Genomic DNA, 15801 nt, shown 5'->3' on the forward strand with positions numbered 1-15801 from the left:
TCTTAAACGCTGGATGTGAAAAATTCCCCTTCGCGTATTCTTTTGAGATTTTGGGTGTTATGAGAGGGAGTGTTTTTCCCTTCAGTGTATGGATGTTGTATCAATCGTTTCGTGATGCTTTTGAAAAGCTTTTCTGATGTTTCCTTTGTTTATTATCTTGTACTGTAAAATGCTGGTATTTAGGGCGCTGATATGAAGCCCATGAGTGATCAGAAAATGGATTTTCTATAAATTGACTCTGGGTAAAGTCTTCGTTTTTTGAGGTGTAAGGAAGAGGTCAAAAAGAAAAATGTTGCTTAAAATTGTTGTTTTTTCCTTTAACAAAATTGTTTGCAAGAGCGCTTTGATGAGGGGCGTGGATATAGCGGGTGTAATCGCTCTTGGTTAGTGGATGGTGCTGGTACTTTTCATACACAGCTCTCAGATTGGTGAATCTATGGGCAAAAGCTGTCATCAAAAATTTTTCTCCATTATGTTTTTTTTATTGCTCCATATGAATATCTTGCCATACGAACATCTTTTTTGTGTATTTTTGCAACAAAATGTTTTTTATTTTGTATTGTTGCTCTTATTATATTGCGCTGCTTTAAGATCCATAAGAGAGGAAACCCTTTCTTTGGTTGGGGAGAAAAGCCTTTTTCAGCGCTTTATCATTAAAATAGAACACTTTATGATATCGTAAAGGGGGAAAAGCTTGTATAAGAATGATTTATTCATTTTGATGTATATCTTAAATATTTTTTGGGAAAAATCGATGTTCTTGAGTGTAGGTGTTTTGAGAGTTGTTGTCTCAAAGATCAACCGTTTTTTTCTTAAGTCTTGATATTGGTGATTAGCGTTGTGAAATGTTTTTGCTTGTTTGTAGGGGATAAATTATAAACAAAAAGCTTTGTAGGAATGTATTTGCAGGACGTTCTCAAGTGGAAATGTTGGTTTGGTTATAGGTGATTTGAGGGGGGGCTTTCTTGTAAAGACGATGGGTACTGGTAAAACGATACACAAAATACAAAAAGGAAAAAACACGGATTTTTTATCATGTTTTCCTTATGTGTGAAGAAGCGGTCAAAAACTTTTTGTTAACGGGTTTTTAAAAAATAGAAATGTATGTTGTTTTTGTGGTTGGTCTTTTCATAGTCAAGATCTCATAATAGGAAGTTAGTTTTTCTTTTGTGGAGCAAAGCGGTTTTTTGCAGCTGCGGCTAACATTTCTTTCCTTCTGAAATAGATGGCGCAACCACATCGCGAAGGGGAGCCTTGCATCAGAATAATTTGTTCATCTTGACGCATTTCTCGAATAACTTCGTGGGGTAAAATGAGTGCTCTTTTAAAAATATTCATATAACCACGAAAATCGACTCCATCTAAGACAAATAAAATAGGCTTTTGTAGCTTTCGTCAGTAGTAATCATGACGTTTAAAAGGAATTAACAATTATCCTGTCCAATTGCTTTGGATATGTTGTATATGCTATGTGCAAAATTGGTGGTAGGGCGCTTAAGTAGTCTGTTTTTTGCATGTATGATAAGAATATTAAAATATCTCTTCCACATAGGTGTTTAAATCAAAAAAAACAAAGTTTCATATTTTTTAGTTGGCCATAGCAAGTGTATTTGAACGATTTTGTGTGCGTGTGTAGAATTGGCTATGAGCGTTCCTTGCTTTTTGAACAATGTCGGTAATTTCTCGTGCTTTCTGTTCTGATATACCAATATTTTGTGCAAGTGTTTCATAATCTTTGTTTGTGATCGCACTACATTCGTTTGATGAGAGACGATGTTCTAAACTGTTTATAAAAGTACGGAGCTCTTGGTGTAATTGAGGAGATTGAGACAAGATTTCTCTTTGTTTTTCCGGTGATAAAGCAAAAATATTTTGCAAGTTTTGACTGGGATTCTCTACCGCTTTTCCAAGGCGTTCTTGTTTAATTTTATGGTCTCGAGTGACTATATTATAGGTAGCTTCTACAGTATACACATAATTCTCAATTGCAAGAGAGAGCACATCAAGATAATTTCGAGCGTGTATACGTGCCGGATTTTGTAGACCGCATATACTAAAACCTGCAAGAGGAGAAACAGAGTGCGGTGCCTGTTTAATCTGATTAGCAAACTGTCTGCCTAATTCTGGATTTTTAATAATCTCTTCTATCTGTTCGTTTAATACGTTTGCGTCACCATAAACAGTTTTTGTGTAAGCTCGGACTTGCTTTTGAGCTTTGAGAACGTAACTATCTAGCGCAACTGTTTTGGCACATTCACTTTTTGTGAGAGGCGCTAATGTTTCTTTTGGAATAAGCGTGTTTTCAAGCTCTTTGCTGTTGGGGGCGGTAAAGGTAATGATATCACCAGGTTTTAGTGTTTTTAATCGTTCTGGTGTGAGATCATCTTTGCTACCAATGATGTAAGTTCCTTGCACATCGAGTATAAAACCTTCTGAATAACAACCTTTATAAGTTCCTATGTAGGTTTCTCCTGCCTTTGTTGCTATAACAAGGCGATCATCCACGTTGCGTCCCGTATTGTTTATATGGTCCATAAATTCTTTTAAAAGACGTATTTTGGGGGGATTGGAGATATCCTCAAAAAGATCTTTCAACAGTTGTGTATTGCTATATTGCATTGCTTCGCTACAGGCAGCCATCATACGTTTTTGTGTGACAAGCGAAAAGTCAAGCTGATGTCCTGCAGCTTTGGCAAGATTTTCAAAAAAGACTTGTTCTGTGTGCTCATTGCCATCTATGAATGGGTGGATTTTGTGAAGAGAATAAAATAGACTCGTTGCTTCCTTGACAAATTCTTCGCGTGTTAAGCCTTGCAAATTGTCTTTTTCGGCAAGCGTTTGATCTAATTTTTGTAAGAGTTCAGGAATTTCTTCACCGGTTGCAAAATTATTGCCCCATTCCATTCTTTTCATTTCTGGCATGGCGGCAATGCTATCGTCTGTAAATGCGAAGGGGATATGGCGCAGATGTCCAGCCCATACAAAGGTATTTTTAAACAATTGTTGGTGGATATGGCATAGATAAGTTGAATTAAAATATTCTGGCAGGGGTTCTGCACGCAGATTGATCATGGCTTTTTGCCTATCATGTGAGCATTTTTCCAGAAAGCGTTTTAAATCTGTTTCTCCATATCTATTTTTGAGAATTTGGGTACCAAGATAGATATAATTATGGGGTGAGGGAATTCCTTTTGTTTTTTCTTTTGCTTTTGGCATTGTTACATTCCTTATAATGTTACATTGTCCATGAGAGTGTGTTAAACTTTTTGTTTGAAAATCCCCCACGCATATTGTTTTGAGATGTTGAGACTTGGGTGAGGAAAAATCCCTCAAATTCGTAGGTGTTTTTGAGTGTATCAATCTTTATCTTGCCACTTTTTTCTTTTACTGAGAGAGAATGGTTCATTTGGGTTGTTTTCATGCATATTGTCTTTTAATTTTTTTGTAGAAAAATTTCCCTATAAAAGCGTTGCCTTCAAAAGTTTCTTGATAGGATTCTCAAGGCAGAGGTGTGATTGGTATTTATTATTTGGAGAGGAGGAGAGTGCTTTATAAAGAAAATTGGCATTGGTAAGCACAGGCATAATACCATCATTCAAAGACTTTTCTCCATACTTTTCTTGTTGTATCAAGCGGGAATTCCTTCTTTATAGGCTTTTATGAGATAGAATCTCTGCTTTTATCCTTTGATGTTTTTGTTTTGATGCATGGCCTCCATTAGAGGGTGTTTTTTAGTTTTTCTGTGCTTTTGGGGCAAAACGGTTTTTTGCAGCTGCGGCTAACATTTCTTTTCTTCTAAAATAGATCGCTCGACCACAACGTAAAGGGGGTTGTCCTTGCATCAGAATAATTTGTTCATCTTGACGCATTTCTTGAATAACTTCGTGGGGTAAAATGAGAGCTCTTTGTTGGTAATTGATATTGTAAGAGCTCTTTCCTAAAGATAAACCTCTTGATTTGCTCGTTCCGGTGACTTCAACAGTCATTTGACCACAGCGTTCTGAAATATCTTTAGCCGTTTGGAGGTCTTTAATGGCAGCATAGCTGACAAAGGAGCAGCTTTCAAACCATGAACGTGCTCCTGATTCTCCAAAGTGATTGACCAACTGACCAGAAGATTGATAAAAGAGCATTAGGGATGTTCCGTATTTACGTCCACGATCACGCGCTTCTTCTAAAATATTCATATAGCCTAGAAGGTCAACTTCATCTAAGACAAATAAAACTCGCTTTTTATAGTTACCATCCGCTATAACCATGGCATTGAGAAAGGCCCCAATAATTACACGTCCTATTGCTGGATAACTGTTTAAAATGCTGGCAGGGAGATTGAGAAAAACATCTGTATTGCCATTGGCAATATCTGAAGAGGCAAAATCATCGCCGCAGACAAGATCTGCGTAATTCGACAAAGAAAGCCATTGGGTGTCTTTTGAGGCGGTTGTATAGACGCCTGAAAAGGTTTGTTCTGCCATTTCTGTAAAAATACCAACCATTTCGCGAATAAAAGGAGAAGGGGTTGTTTCTTGAATCATGCGTAATTGATTGACAATAGCTGTTTCTGATTGAGAAAGAATTGAGCGCAATGTTTTTAAATTGCGCTCATGGTCTTCATATTCATCAGAAAATATGACATGAGCAAGAAGAGCCGTTAAAAGATTATGGGCTTGTGTTGAGAAATATTCTGCTGAAGAATTGTCTGATTTTTTATCTGTGAGAAGCAGTTTGGAAAAGCTTACAATATTTGCTTCACGTTGTGTGCGTGGTACGCTGTCATCTAAAAGCCAATCGATGACATTAAAACTTTTTGTTAAAAGTGAATTGGGATCGAGAACAATAACATTTCTATTCCCCATCTTTTGACGGGCAAATTTGACTATTGGGGCAACTTCTGTTGAAGGATCAAGACAAATAATAGACCCTGGATAGGTTAAACACGTAGGAACTACTGTACTTGTTGTTTTATAGCCACCAGAACCAGCAAAAAAGATCATATGAGTTGAACCAAAATCAAGATTAAAGGTTAGCAAAGGGGCTGTTCCACCCTTTCCCCATGTTGTTTTATTGCCAGGTGCAAAGGGAATGTTGCACACATTATCTTGATCGACACGGTATCTTTCACCCACAACAATTTGCCCATTGGCAGGAAAGATTTTTGCTGCCTCTCTTAAATTCATCCAAGCGGCCTCACCAAAAATACCTTTTTTTGCGCGCTTGACCTTACTTTTAGGGGGAAGGGTTGTTACGAATTGAATGATGGAAAAAAAAACACCAATGATGATGCCAAAAACAACCATGGGGTCCATGAATTGAAGAGCATAGCCCCATGTTATTCCTTGTTGGCCAACATAGGGACTTAAGCGTTTTATTTCACTACCAATATAGTAAAGAGCGGTTGTTCCAAAAAAGACAACGGAGACAAAAGTGATCATTTTACGCAGGTGTAGTTTTTGCGAGAGACTATACAACAATGAAACAGCAGCCGTTAGTGCTAAGACTAATAAAGGCTCAGAACGAAGTGTCCAATAAATTTGATCGCTTTTTAGTCCATTTGTTATAAACAATAAAAAATGAGGGACAAGGAATATCGTTAAAGCACCTAAAGCGATCGGTGTTAAAATGAGTACCATTTGTGTTTTGGTATATTTCATTGTATTTTACTTTCAATTCTGTCAGAATATGTTGCGAAATGCTCTTTTCCAGGTGTGTGATATGAACTCTCATCTCTTTTTGCAAAGGTGCAGATAACGCCAAACAGTTTTCGCTTATGAGCCTTTCTCATTAAGGAGGAAGGTTTTGTCTATTCTTAGCAGGCCATAGCGAATGCTTTGGAACGGTGCATTGTGCATACTTGTGCTTGCTGGTGTACTTCTTTGGTTTGCTTAATAATTTGTTTCGCTTTATTTTCTGATACACCAATGCTTTGAGCCAATGTTTCATAATCATTATTTTGAACTGCTTTATGTTCATTTGGTGAGAGACGGGTGTTGATCTTTTTTACAAAGTTGCTGAGCTCTTTTTGACATAAAGGATTTTTTGCTAAAGCTTCTTGCTGTAATTCTTTTGGCAAGGCGAAGAGGTTTTGCAAGCTTTGACTTGGCATTTCTACCATTTTTGCAAGGCGACTTTGTTCTGTTGCATGTTCTTGCGTAATTTCCTTTTCAGCATATTTTACAGCATGCGCAAAATTTACAACGGCAGTACAGAGCATCTCAAGATGATTTTTAGCGTTTGCACGTCTCTGATTTTGTAGTCCACATAAACTGAAACCGGCAAGATGAGAAATAGAGTGCGGTGCTCTTTCAATCTGGTTGGCGAGCTGTTGGACTAAGCTTGGATTTTTGATGATTTCTACCATCTGTTTGTTTAATGTTTTTGTACTACCATAAACAATTTTTGACAATTGCTGGACCTGTTTTAGGCTTGCGTGGACACAAGAATCTTCTACAACCATTTGGGCCGTTTCATTTTCTGTCAAAGGGGCTAATCTCTCTTCTGGAATGAGAATGCTTTCAAGCTTTTTTGTTTTGGGAACGGTAAAGGTAAATCTATCACCAGGTTTTAATGTTTTGAGTTGTTCTGGTGTGAGTTGTTCTTTATTGCCGATGATGTAAGCGCCTTTCACATTGAAAGCAAAGCTATCATAACCAGCACCCCTATAGGTGCCTGTGTAGGTTTCACCTTCTTTTGCAACCATAACAGGACGATCATTAACATTGCGCCCAAGTTCTTTCATGTTGCTCATGAATTCCTTTAAAAGAAGTATTTTATTGGGATTGGAGATATCCTCAAACAGATGTTGCATTGGTTCTAGATCACCATTTTCTGCTACAGCAACACTGGCGAGCATCATGCGTTCTTTTGTAACAAGTGAAAAGTTAAGCTGATGCCCTGCTGCTTGAGCAAGCTTTTCAAAAAAGACCCGTTGTGTACGTCCATTGCCTTCTCTAAAAGGATGAAGTTGGTTAAGGGTGTTAAATAAGCTTATTGCTTCAGCGTTAAATTTCTCGCGCGTTAAGCCTTGCAAATTATCTTTTTCGGCAAGCGTTTGATCTAATTTTTGTAAACCGTCTTGGATTTCATCGCCGAGTGCAAAAGGATTTTCCCATCCTGTTCTTTTCATTTCGGGCATGGCGGCTATGGTGCCATCTTCAAATGTAAAGGGGAGATGGCGCATATATCCAGCCCATTCAAAGGTATTTTTAAATAAGTGGTGATGAATAGAGCATAGATAGGAGCTATCAAACTTTTCTGGTAAGGGGGCTTCACGCAGATTAACCATTGCTTCTGCTGTATCATGTGAGCATTTCTCCAGAAAGGATTTTAAGTCTTTTATTCCATATTTATTTTTGAGTGTTGTGGTGTTTGGGTAGACATAATGATGGGGAGAAACTATCTGTATATTTTTTGTTTTTGCTTTTGCTTTTGGCATCGTAGCTTCCTTATAATTTTACGTTGTCCATCAGAGTGTTAAATTCCTCGAGTGAAATATTTCCCTTTGCGTATTCTTCTAAAATTTTGAGTGTTGTAGGATGAAGCGCTATTCCCTCTATCGCATGGGTGCTGATGGCTGCTTCAACGGCTTCACGGCGTTTTTTTAATTCTTCTTCTGTCATCGATAAAAGATTTTCTCTATTTTCTGTTTCGTTGGTTTTCATGCATTTTTTCTCTTATTTGCAATCATTGCTTTAAAAGAGCCTTTGGCAGCCGGTGTGATCTTCTTTTAGTCACCTCCAAAGATGTTTCGTTGTTTGAAGGGATCGTAATAAATTTCTGTGACCTTAAATTTTCCTTCAATCCGTTTGCATTGGATGATGATATCAATCATTGAAATCAACAGTCCTCGAATATCATCACGCTCTAAATCACCACCGCCTTCACTTTCTTTGACCAAAAGGGTCATCTGCTCAAAGGCTGCAAGTGCTGTTGATGCGTGAACCGTCGTAATGGAACCTGGATGGCCTGAATTGACATTGCGAATATAATAAAAGGCTGTACCATCTCGAAGCTCTTGCAAAAGAATACGATCAGGACGCATCCGTAAAGATGATTCAAGCAACTCTTTGGGGCCAACGGAGGCTAAGCCTTGTCCATCTTTTGAATAGAACATTGAGACATGGTTAGGGTGTGGGATCACCAATTCTTGCGTGTCTTCAATGGTGATAATACGCTCTTCTTGAGGAATTTTGGCGATTAATGCTTTTGATAATGTTGTTTTACCCGAACCGGTTTTTCCCGCAATTAAAATATTTTTCTGGCATTCTACAGCTTGATTTAAAAAAGAGACAAAGTCTTTATTACAGTAGGCATTGGCTAAATTATGCTCGATGATTTTGAGTTCGTTAAAACGCGTATGATAATCATTCAGTGGCGTGAAAGATACCTGCTCACATAGCGAGAAGAGACCTTTATTGGCAAGCTCTTCGAGAGAAAAACTCTGAGATGACGGTTTGCGAATTGTCATACTAATCGTGTCTTTTTCGACAGCGGGTGGAATGACAATTTGAATACGCTCATTGCCTGGTAGCGTTGCAGATAATATTGGGTTTTTATCCGATATGTTTTGCTTGGAATAGGATGCTACAACTTTCGCAATCCCCATAAGCTCATTAAAAGAGAGCCCCGGTGCTTCTATTGTTTTCCATCCATCAAATCCTTCCGTCATCACTTGATAGGGACGATTGATAACAATTTCAAAAAGGCTCTCATCTTTCAAAAAAGCACTGATGGGTTCAAGTTTTGTGAGAACAATCGCGACCGTTTCATCGCTCATGGTGTGTAAGTTTGAGTTCATTCTAAAGTTACCGCCGAATTTTTGTAAAAGTTTCTTGAAACAGCTCGATTGATAATCTGTTTTTTGTTTTCGATGACTTTCAATTTATAAACGCTGGAAAAATCTAAATCGCGGGCGACAAAGATATTCACCATTTCCCCTTGGTTTTTGGATAATGTTGGAGGAATATTGGCGTAATTTTCTACGAGAATGTTTGCGATGTTTTGTCCTGAAGAAATTGTTTCAGTTTCTTCTTTTTCCTGTTTTTTTGATAAACGTTTATTGGCATAGTGTGTTGCATCTTTTATTAGTGAGACAAGAAGCGCAGACCCAATCCTCTCGAGCCAATGGTTATCAATATCTCCATCCATACCAGAACGTCCTAAAGCATCCGTTGCCGGTGAAGCTAAGGATATAATGATACCATTGGGGGTTTTTGCTCTATTCCATAGTACAAAGAGACGTGTTTGGCCTTTTTTCAATCCGGCGCGATATTCACCAACAATTTGGGTGCCTTTATCAAGAAGCACAACACGACCATTGTCTGATAAGATATCTCTGGAGATGATACAACTGGCAAAACCTTGTTGATCACTGTTGATGGCTGTTTCTAAAATACAAGGAATAGAAGTTCCCATCGCGATGATGTAGTTTCGATTGCCAAGGGTTGAAGCACGAATACCTTCAAGCACTGTGGGTTTGAGAAGATGATTAAAACGTTGTGTCGTTTCATCAGGTTTACTTTCAAGTTGGTGAGGCAAAGCACCATTATTTGTTTGTGAATCTATTTTGCCTTGTTGTGTACTTGCATAAGCTAATACAGGAGCACGTTGTGCTGCCTCCAGCAGTGAGTCATCAGAATTTAATTGATTGATGTTTGGTGTTGGTAGCTCGACTTTTGGTAATAGAGCGTTATTTCGTTGAGGCTGTTCAAAGGGGGGAGGGGTAGGCTTTGCAGGATGAAAAAGCTCTGTTTGTTTTATAACTTTTCCTTCTTTTGAAGATTCAATTGGTTGCTTTTTGTCTGTAACAAGTGTTGAATAGGCTAAATAAAGACAGACACTGAAAAGAATAATAAGAGCAATAGCTTTCCCCACATTGTTCTGTTGACTTTTCCCTTGAGCATTTTTTATTGTATCGCGATCATTAATGCTTTTTTCATCCACGGTGTTATTCATGGCTGCTTCCTAGGTTCACTTTACGTTGTACAGATGGTGATGTCGTACCTGTTTCAGGATTAATTCCTTTTGGTACGAACCTTTTGTTAAAGATGCACAATACTTCATTCCCACGTCGTAGCGTGAATTGTGCAGCTGTTGCATGAACAATAACCTTGTTGCCTTTAATCGATTTGGGAATAAGCGCTTCTTGCCCATCAGGCGATACAATGTAAATGGCAGGGATTTCAATGTTGCCTAAAAAGGTAAAGGTTGTTGTTTTCCCATTATCATAGACAGAAGCGGGTTCAATAAGGGATGAGCCTTGAGCTTCATAAGCCCAATTGCGTGGTCCAAAATCTTCATGGATATTTAAAATATCATTGACAAAGTTTTCTTCACGTTGTTTTTCTCTTTCTGCTTCGGCTAATTTCTTACGTAAGGCTTCATCTTCTGGATAACGAAACTTTACTAAGAAATACGTCTCATTGCCGGCTGAAACATCGCCTTCACGGACTTGTAGCTCGAATTGATAAGAGCGTTGTGTTCCATCTTGGCGGCTTGTGACAATTTGTAAATTTGTCACAGGCTGGACTTCACGTGGTTTGAGAAAAACAAAGTGTCCAGCCGGTGCAACTTGCCAAGCAACCGAATTTCCAATTCCTACATAGGTTACTTCTTCATCAACGGCAAATTCTAGTTGAACCGAAGAGCGAATGGAGCCAATGATTTGTACGACGTTGTAGGGGTCATAATTGACAAATCTGATGCGGTTATCTTTACGTGCACTGACAGGCGCTGTTTCTGCAAGTGAGAGAACTGTGTGAAAGCTGACAGTGATCGTAAAAATTAAAGAGATTGTTTGTAAAAGTCTGATCATTTTATCACCTCTGGATCAGATCTATATTCCGATACTTGAAAACCAAGAGGGTTGATAAGACGATCAGACGTTGAAATGTGTGCGTTCACGTAGGAAAAATTTAAGATTGAAATCCAATGGGAAATATTTTCTTTTTCATTCAAGTCTCTGATCGTTTTATAGTAACGAACTTGGATAAGATCTTTACTTATAAAAGAAATTGATTTGATTGTGACCGTAGCAATCATGTTATGATAAATATTTTGCGGACTTTCTGGATTGTTACCCGCGTACCATTTTGCAAAACGGTTTTGTTCTTTTGGAGAAGATAAAAGAGAGATTAAGCGAAAATTGTTTTCTGCTTCTGATGCTTGAAAACCTTCACGAGCGCGAACGTATTGGCTGGCAAAATAACGCGTTATCGCTTCATCATAGTCGTTAGGGGATTCTTTTAGGGCGCTTACAGTATCAATAATGCCTGTTGAGTTATCAACGCGGATAACAAAAGGTTCTACCGTTTTCAAAGGCGTCAAAGCTGCGACAGCTAAAGCCAGCGCAATTGTCATTAATCCAAAAAGCACTGTTAAAGCCATGGAGATTTTCATCCGCACGCGCATGCTATGCATGCGATCAATGTCAAATGAGCGCGCTTCTTTTATATATTCTTCAAGGGCATCACTTTTCACGCATAACCTCCACAGTTTTATCAGATCGTGCTTCATGAATAACCGGCTTTAATAAAGCTGAATTGGCTATTACTTTTTCACTTTCCAAAGTATTGAGAATGATGGGAGTGGTAACAGGCTTTACGCTCTTTTCTGGGTAGACAATGTTTTTATTGTCCCAATTCCACTTATCTTTATTTAAAGCACGTGTATGTTTACCATTACAGCGTGGTGGTTTTTTAGGGCCACTCAAAGAGGCACAACCAGTAAGAGCGATTGTTAGGACCATAACAAAAGTTATTTTTCGTTTCATTTTTTGAACTCACAAATATCTTGGAATACAATGCATGAGAGCCTTTGTTCTGAACATTTTTACAAGTTTATGTGATGCAAGATTTTGATTGGTTTTGTTGTTAGACCCAAGATGTTAGATCTTATCTGGAACAGGATCATGGCGTGTACGCCAAAGGGCGCACACAAGGCAAAAACAAAAATGCTTATTCTTTTAAAGAGGTGCTTTATCTTAAAATCGACCACGACCGCCTCCAGATTTACCTGCTTTTGCTGCCGCCCCTGCCGCACTTCTAACAGCGTTACCGGCAGCTCCTGAGATTTGTGAAGTGGCATTTTTTACTGCATTGCCACTCGCTCTTGCACCATTGGAAAGCATTGTAAAAATCTGTCCTCCTGAAGAGACACCAGCGTTAAAGTATGGTCCGCCAGAGGCCAGCGCTGTTGCAATACCAGGAAGCGCACGGAAGATAATAACTCCTATGATCGAAATGACGATGACAGGGGGAAAAAGAACGTAAATTGATTCATATGAAACTTTGAGAACCTGTAGGATAACTTGACATATAATGGTTCCAAGCATGATTACGAGAACTTGTAAAATGGTAAAATTGATCAAAGTTGTAATCCATGCATCAGAGTATTTTCGCGTTGCATTGAACAAATACAAACTAATAAATAGAGGACCAAGACCTATAATCATGACCAGTGCAACTTGTGCAAACATTTGCACAATAAAACCACCTATACAAAAAAGAATAACCGCGAGAAGCATGATAGAACCAAGAAGACCCACAATGATCTTTTCAAAAAACCAAGCATTGTATAAGACTTCTTGATAACGCGAACTTGCCTTTAACAAAATATAATCAAAAACATTGGAGCTTGCAGGATTACTGTTAAGCGCATTCCCAATAGCATTGGATAAATCATTGAAGAAAATATCCTTGACATAAGTATTAAATGTATCCGCATTCGTTGCCATTGTTGTAACAACAACGATTTTAACAACATTATTGAGAAGACTATGCATGGAAAGCGCAACGCGACCTGTCATAACATTATAGCCATAAAGAAAGATAAAAATGATTGCGGCGAGATTTAAGGGCGCTGAAATAGCAGAAGACAGCCCACTCACCGTTGTGTCCATCACATTATCGAGGGGTTTTAAAATATACCCAGAAACGCTTTCAAAGGGAGAAAAACTAAAGTCTGACATTTGTACTCGTACTTTCAAGTTTTTCTTTTAATTTCTTTTCTTTTTCTTTTAATTGTGCCTCAAGATATTTATGCTTTTGTTGTTCCTTTTCTTCACGTAGCTCATCTTTTGTTTTCGTATCTCTTGCTTGAATCATATCAAGAGACTGAAGTTTTAAAGAATTCACTTGAAGACCTGCTTGAAGAAGAGAAAGCTTTACTTGAAGATCTTGTCGAAGGGCTTGCAATTCTTCTGGTTTTGTGTCTGGTTTTGATTTAATATTTTCAAGTTGTTGACTTATGTCTTTGATTTTTTTTGCAGTTTCAGTTGCTGTTTTATAAATGCTTTCAGCTGTTTCAGATTTTGCAGTATTTAATTTTTGTGTGTTCTCGAGTGCTTGTTTATAATATTCATCTACATCGGGTGTTGTTTGCGCTATTGCATGAGAAATAAAAGAAAAAGATAACAGTGTAACTAAGCCATATTTTTTCATTGATTTTTTCTCCTTTGATAAAATATGGGCAGCCATTTTTCAGGGGCAGCTCCATATTCGTTGATAATTTCATTCATGAGTTCAATGTTTTTTGTTGTGCCGCTTAAAACGGCGATCTCATTATTCATTCCACGTAAGTTAAGTTCTGCAACGACGGAACTTTGTCCTTGTTTGATGAGAAAACGACGGGATTCTCTGCTTAACTCTGACTGTATCAGTTCAAATTCACGCTCAGTAAGTTTGAAAGCTTCGACATAATCATTGTAATTTGCTTTTTGATTTGGAAAAAATATTTGGGTGGGGCATTGCTCAATGATTGTGTGCGCGATTGTTGAGTTCAAAGCATCTTTAGGGCTTTGTGTTGCAAAGAGCATCATGCCATTTTGTTTACGAATTGTTTTTAGCCGATCTTGCGCAAAAGCTTTAAATGAATCATCTTCTAAAGCTTTCCAGAATTCATCAACGACGATAATGATGCGCCGCCCATCAATCAAATCAAGAATGCGGTGAAAGAGATACATCATTAAGGGGCGCCGAATTTCTTCATTATCTAAGAAATCGGTCATGTCATAGCCAATGAACTGCGCATTTAAATTGAGATCATCTTGATCATTATCAAAAACCCATCCTAAATCATTGCCTCTAATCCAGCGTTGCAGCCGTATGGCAATCCCTTCTTTGGATGTGTTGTCAAAAAACAGTTGAAGGGCACCAAGAGAGCGCTGGGTTGGGGGTAAGTTTTCTAAGGAATCGATGGCTTTGGCGATATCTTGTCGCTCTTCTTCCGTTACGATTTGCCCTTCAGCGGCCACCAGCTTTAAGATCCAATTACGAAGAAAGATTTTATTTTTTTCGGTGTATTTCATGCCCTTTAAGGGAGCAATACCCGTAGGCTGCCCATTTTTTAAAGGTTTGTATTTTCCTCCTCCAGCCCGTACAAAAATCTCTGCTCCTTGATCTTTATCAAAAAAAACCATAGTTGGATTGTGTTTTTGTAATTGTGCAAGAAGAAAATTAACAATCACTGTTTTACCAGATCCTGATGGACCACAAACAAATGTGTTTCCAAGATCGCCATAATGAAAATTAAAATAGTAAGGTGAACCAGCCTGTGTTTTTAGCAATGCGACAGCAGCTCCCCAAACATTATCGTTCAGTTTGCCAACGGGGAAAGAATGGAAGGGCGATAAAGCGGCAAAGTTTCTGCTGGTAATGGCGCCTGAACGCGCACGATAGCTAAAGTTTCCAGGAAGCTGTGCCCACCATGCTGCTTCCAATCCTAAATCTTCTCTGGCAATCACTGCTCCCCCATTGGTTAAATGGGAACGTGCTTTCGATAAGTTTTCAGACAATATTTTGGGATGATCAGCAAAAACAGCTAAAGAAATGTGGTGTTCTCCCAAAACAAAACGGTTTGATTCTAAATCATCTAGCGCTTCATCCAGTGCATCGATTTGTGAGCTAGCACGGTCAGCTGCATTGATCATTTGATTTTGTTTGCGGCTCATAATCGCACTGGCGGCTGCTTTACTTTTAAAGACAAAGGATTGTGTTAAGATGAATTCAAATGGCACCGTAAGCAGACCATCAGTCATACCTGGGCGTGTTTTAGAAGGATACTCTTTCCATCCAAACATGCCCACAAAGCGTTCATTGCTTTCATGGCGAATTTCGATAATTTCTTTCCCAAAAATAACACGATCCGAGTAAATTGTTGAAGCAATAGTTCCAAATGTGAGAGGAATACGCTCACGTCTTCCCCCCACTAGCTGGTGGAGAAATTCACTTTGTTCGGCAAATAAAAGTCCTTCATGTTCATAGATTGATAGTAGACGGACTTCATACTCTTCCAAACCTTGCATAAGATCTTGACTTAACTCTTCGAGTTTACGAATAGCTTCCTCATCGGGTTCAGATTGTGTTTTCTTGGCTTTGCTCAAGCGCTGAAAAAATGAAACCAGCTTTTCTGTTTTATCCGCGACCGGATTCCAAACCAGTGAAATAAATAAATCATTTCTATACAGTTCTTGCGAAACCATTTTCTTTTTATATTTTTCATCTAATGTTGTTGCAAAAGATGAAAGAAAATGACCTTCTGGGTATATCGTTTCACGGCGGCGGATGATGTGAGAATATAAAGCAAGCCGTTCGTCTGCGATATTTTTTAAAAGGGTGTTTAATTGGTTGTGTAAAGAATTTAATTGATCAATATCCGCGGTGTCGAAATTTATACCCTCAACAGCCATCACAACCATTAAACAGCGTGAATTTAAAGCAATGACATGTTGGTTGATGTAGCGTATATAGGGAATATATTCTTCAGGCAAAGTTTCCCGTTTCATTATTGACATCTGTTTCACCAATT

General features: G+C 38.4%; 13 protein-coding genes and 1 pseudogene. All 14 read right to left on the reverse strand.

Features of this window, described 5'->3' with window-relative positions; all coding sequences use genetic code 11:
* Positions 1-1155: 1155 nt before the first annotated feature.
* Positions 1156-1338: pseudogene (locus ACFINU_RS05215) on the reverse strand (type IV secretory system conjugative DNA transfer family protein); the annotation flags it as partial.
* 249 nt (positions 1339-1587) lie between these two features.
* On the reverse strand, positions 1588-3216 hold the full coding sequence (locus ACFINU_RS05220) for a BID domain-containing T4SS effector (protein ID WP_375618285.1): 1629 nt from the start codon (positions 3214-3216) through the stop codon (positions 1588-1590).
* Positions 3217-3458: 242 nt separating this feature from the next.
* Positions 3459-3632 (reverse strand): hypothetical protein, encoded by a 174-nt coding sequence (locus tag ACFINU_RS05225; RefSeq protein WP_375618284.1) that lies wholly within the window; start codon positions 3630-3632, stop codon positions 3459-3461.
* A gap of 99 nt (positions 3633-3731) precedes the next feature.
* Positions 3732-5651: a Ti-type conjugative transfer system protein TraG gene (gene traG / locus ACFINU_RS05230; protein WP_375618283.1), complete on the reverse strand. Its 1920-nt coding sequence runs from the start codon at positions 5649-5651 to the stop codon at positions 3732-3734.
* A 155-nt stretch (positions 5652-5806) separates the two neighbouring features.
* A complete protein-coding gene (locus ACFINU_RS05235) occupies positions 5807-7432 on the reverse strand; it encodes a BID domain-containing T4SS effector (protein ID WP_375618282.1) in 1626 nt (541 codons plus the stop codon).
* A 10-nt stretch (positions 7433-7442) separates the two neighbouring features.
* Complete coding sequence (locus ACFINU_RS05240) at positions 7443-7658, reverse strand: antitoxin VbhA family protein (RefSeq protein WP_375610603.1); 216 nt, start codon at positions 7656-7658, stop codon at positions 7443-7445.
* A 65-nt stretch (positions 7659-7723) separates the two neighbouring features.
* Positions 7724-8794: a P-type DNA transfer ATPase VirB11 gene (gene virB11, locus ACFINU_RS05245; protein ID WP_375618281.1), complete on the reverse strand. Its 1071-nt coding sequence runs from the start codon at positions 8792-8794 to the stop codon at positions 7724-7726.
* The gene (virB10, locus tag ACFINU_RS05250; RefSeq protein ID WP_375612191.1) at positions 8791-9951 is read right to left on the reverse strand and encodes a type IV secretion system protein VirB10; all 1161 of its coding nucleotides are present in this window, start codon (positions 9949-9951) and stop codon (positions 8791-8793) included. Before virB10 ends, virB11 begins: the two co-directional genes overlap by 4 nt.
* A complete protein-coding gene (gene virB9, locus ACFINU_RS05255; protein ID WP_375618280.1) occupies positions 9944-10810 on the reverse strand; it encodes a P-type conjugative transfer protein VirB9 in 867 nt (288 codons plus the stop codon). The genes virB10 and virB9 overlap by 8 nt, the downstream gene beginning before the upstream one ends.
* Positions 10807-11511 carry a virB8 family protein gene (locus ACFINU_RS05260; protein ID WP_375618279.1) on the reverse strand — a complete coding sequence of 235 codons (705 nt, stop codon included), beginning with the start codon at positions 11509-11511 and terminating at the stop codon, positions 10807-10809. The genes virB9 and ACFINU_RS05260 overlap by 4 nt, the downstream gene beginning before the upstream one ends.
* Positions 11465-11767, reverse strand: coding sequence for a type IV secretion system protein VirB7 (locus tag ACFINU_RS05265; protein ID WP_375618278.1), 303 nt, complete (start codon positions 11765-11767; stop codon positions 11465-11467). Before ACFINU_RS05265 ends, ACFINU_RS05260 begins: the two co-directional genes overlap by 47 nt.
* A 210-nt stretch (positions 11768-11977) precedes the next feature.
* On the reverse strand, positions 11978-12964 hold the full coding sequence (locus ACFINU_RS05270) for a type IV secretion system protein (RefSeq protein WP_375618277.1): 987 nt from the start codon (positions 12962-12964) through the stop codon (positions 11978-11980).
* Entirely contained in the window at positions 12951-13436 is a 486-nt protein-coding gene (locus ACFINU_RS05275) for a type IV secretion system protein VirB5 (RefSeq protein WP_375618276.1), read from the reverse strand. The genes ACFINU_RS05270 and ACFINU_RS05275 overlap by 14 nt, the downstream gene beginning before the upstream one ends.
* Positions 13433-15787, reverse strand: coding sequence for a VirB4 family type IV secretion/conjugal transfer ATPase (locus ACFINU_RS05280; RefSeq protein WP_375618275.1), 2355 nt, complete (start codon positions 15785-15787; stop codon positions 13433-13435). The genes ACFINU_RS05275 and ACFINU_RS05280 overlap by 4 nt, the downstream gene beginning before the upstream one ends.
* Positions 15788-15801 lie beyond the last annotated feature (14 nt).

The sequence above is a fragment of the Bartonella sp. AC130YNZD genome, assembly GCF_042196865.1.
In the GTDB taxonomy this organism is placed as follows: Bacteria; Pseudomonadota; Alphaproteobacteria; order Rhizobiales; family Rhizobiaceae; genus Bartonella.

Coding starts and splice junctions, on each gene's coding strand:
- ACFINU_RS05220 (WP_375618285.1), bottom strand. CDS start 3,216: ATGCCAAAAGCAAAAGAAAAAACAAAAGGAATTCCCTCACCCCATAAT.
- traG (WP_375618283.1), bottom strand. CDS start 5,651: ATGAAATATACCAAAACACAAATGGTACTCATTTTAACACCGATCGCT.
- ACFINU_RS05235 (WP_375618282.1), bottom strand. CDS start 7,432: ATGCCAAAAGCAAAAGCAAAAACAAAAAATATACAGATAGTTTCTCCC.
- ACFINU_RS05240 (WP_375610603.1), bottom strand. CDS start 7,658: ATGAAAACCAACGAAACAGAAAATAGAGAAAATCTTTTATCGATGACA.
- virB11 (WP_375618281.1), bottom strand. CDS start 8,794: ATGAACTCAAACTTACACACCATGAGCGATGAAACGGTCGCGATTGTT.
- virB10 (WP_375612191.1), bottom strand. CDS start 9,951: ATGAATAACACCGTGGATGAAAAAAGCATTAATGATCGCGATACAATA.
- virB9 (WP_375618280.1), bottom strand. CDS start 10,810: ATGATCAGACTTTTACAAACAATCTCTTTAATTTTTACGATCACTGTC.
- ACFINU_RS05260 (WP_375618279.1), bottom strand. CDS start 11,511: ATGAAGCACGATCTGATAAAACTGTGGAGGTTATGCGTGAAAAGTGAT.
- ACFINU_RS05265 (WP_375618278.1), bottom strand. CDS start 11,767: ATGAAACGAAAAATAACTTTTGTTATGGTCCTAACAATCGCTCTTACT.
- ACFINU_RS05270 (WP_375618277.1), bottom strand. CDS start 12,964: ATGTCAGACTTTAGTTTTTCTCCCTTTGAAAGCGTTTCTGGGTATATT.
- ACFINU_RS05275 (WP_375618276.1), bottom strand. CDS start 13,436: ATGAAAAAATATGGCTTAGTTACACTGTTATCTTTTTCTTTTATTTCT.
- ACFINU_RS05280 (WP_375618275.1), bottom strand. CDS start 15,787: ATGTCAATAATGAAACGGGAAACTTTGCCTGAAGAATATATTCCCTAT.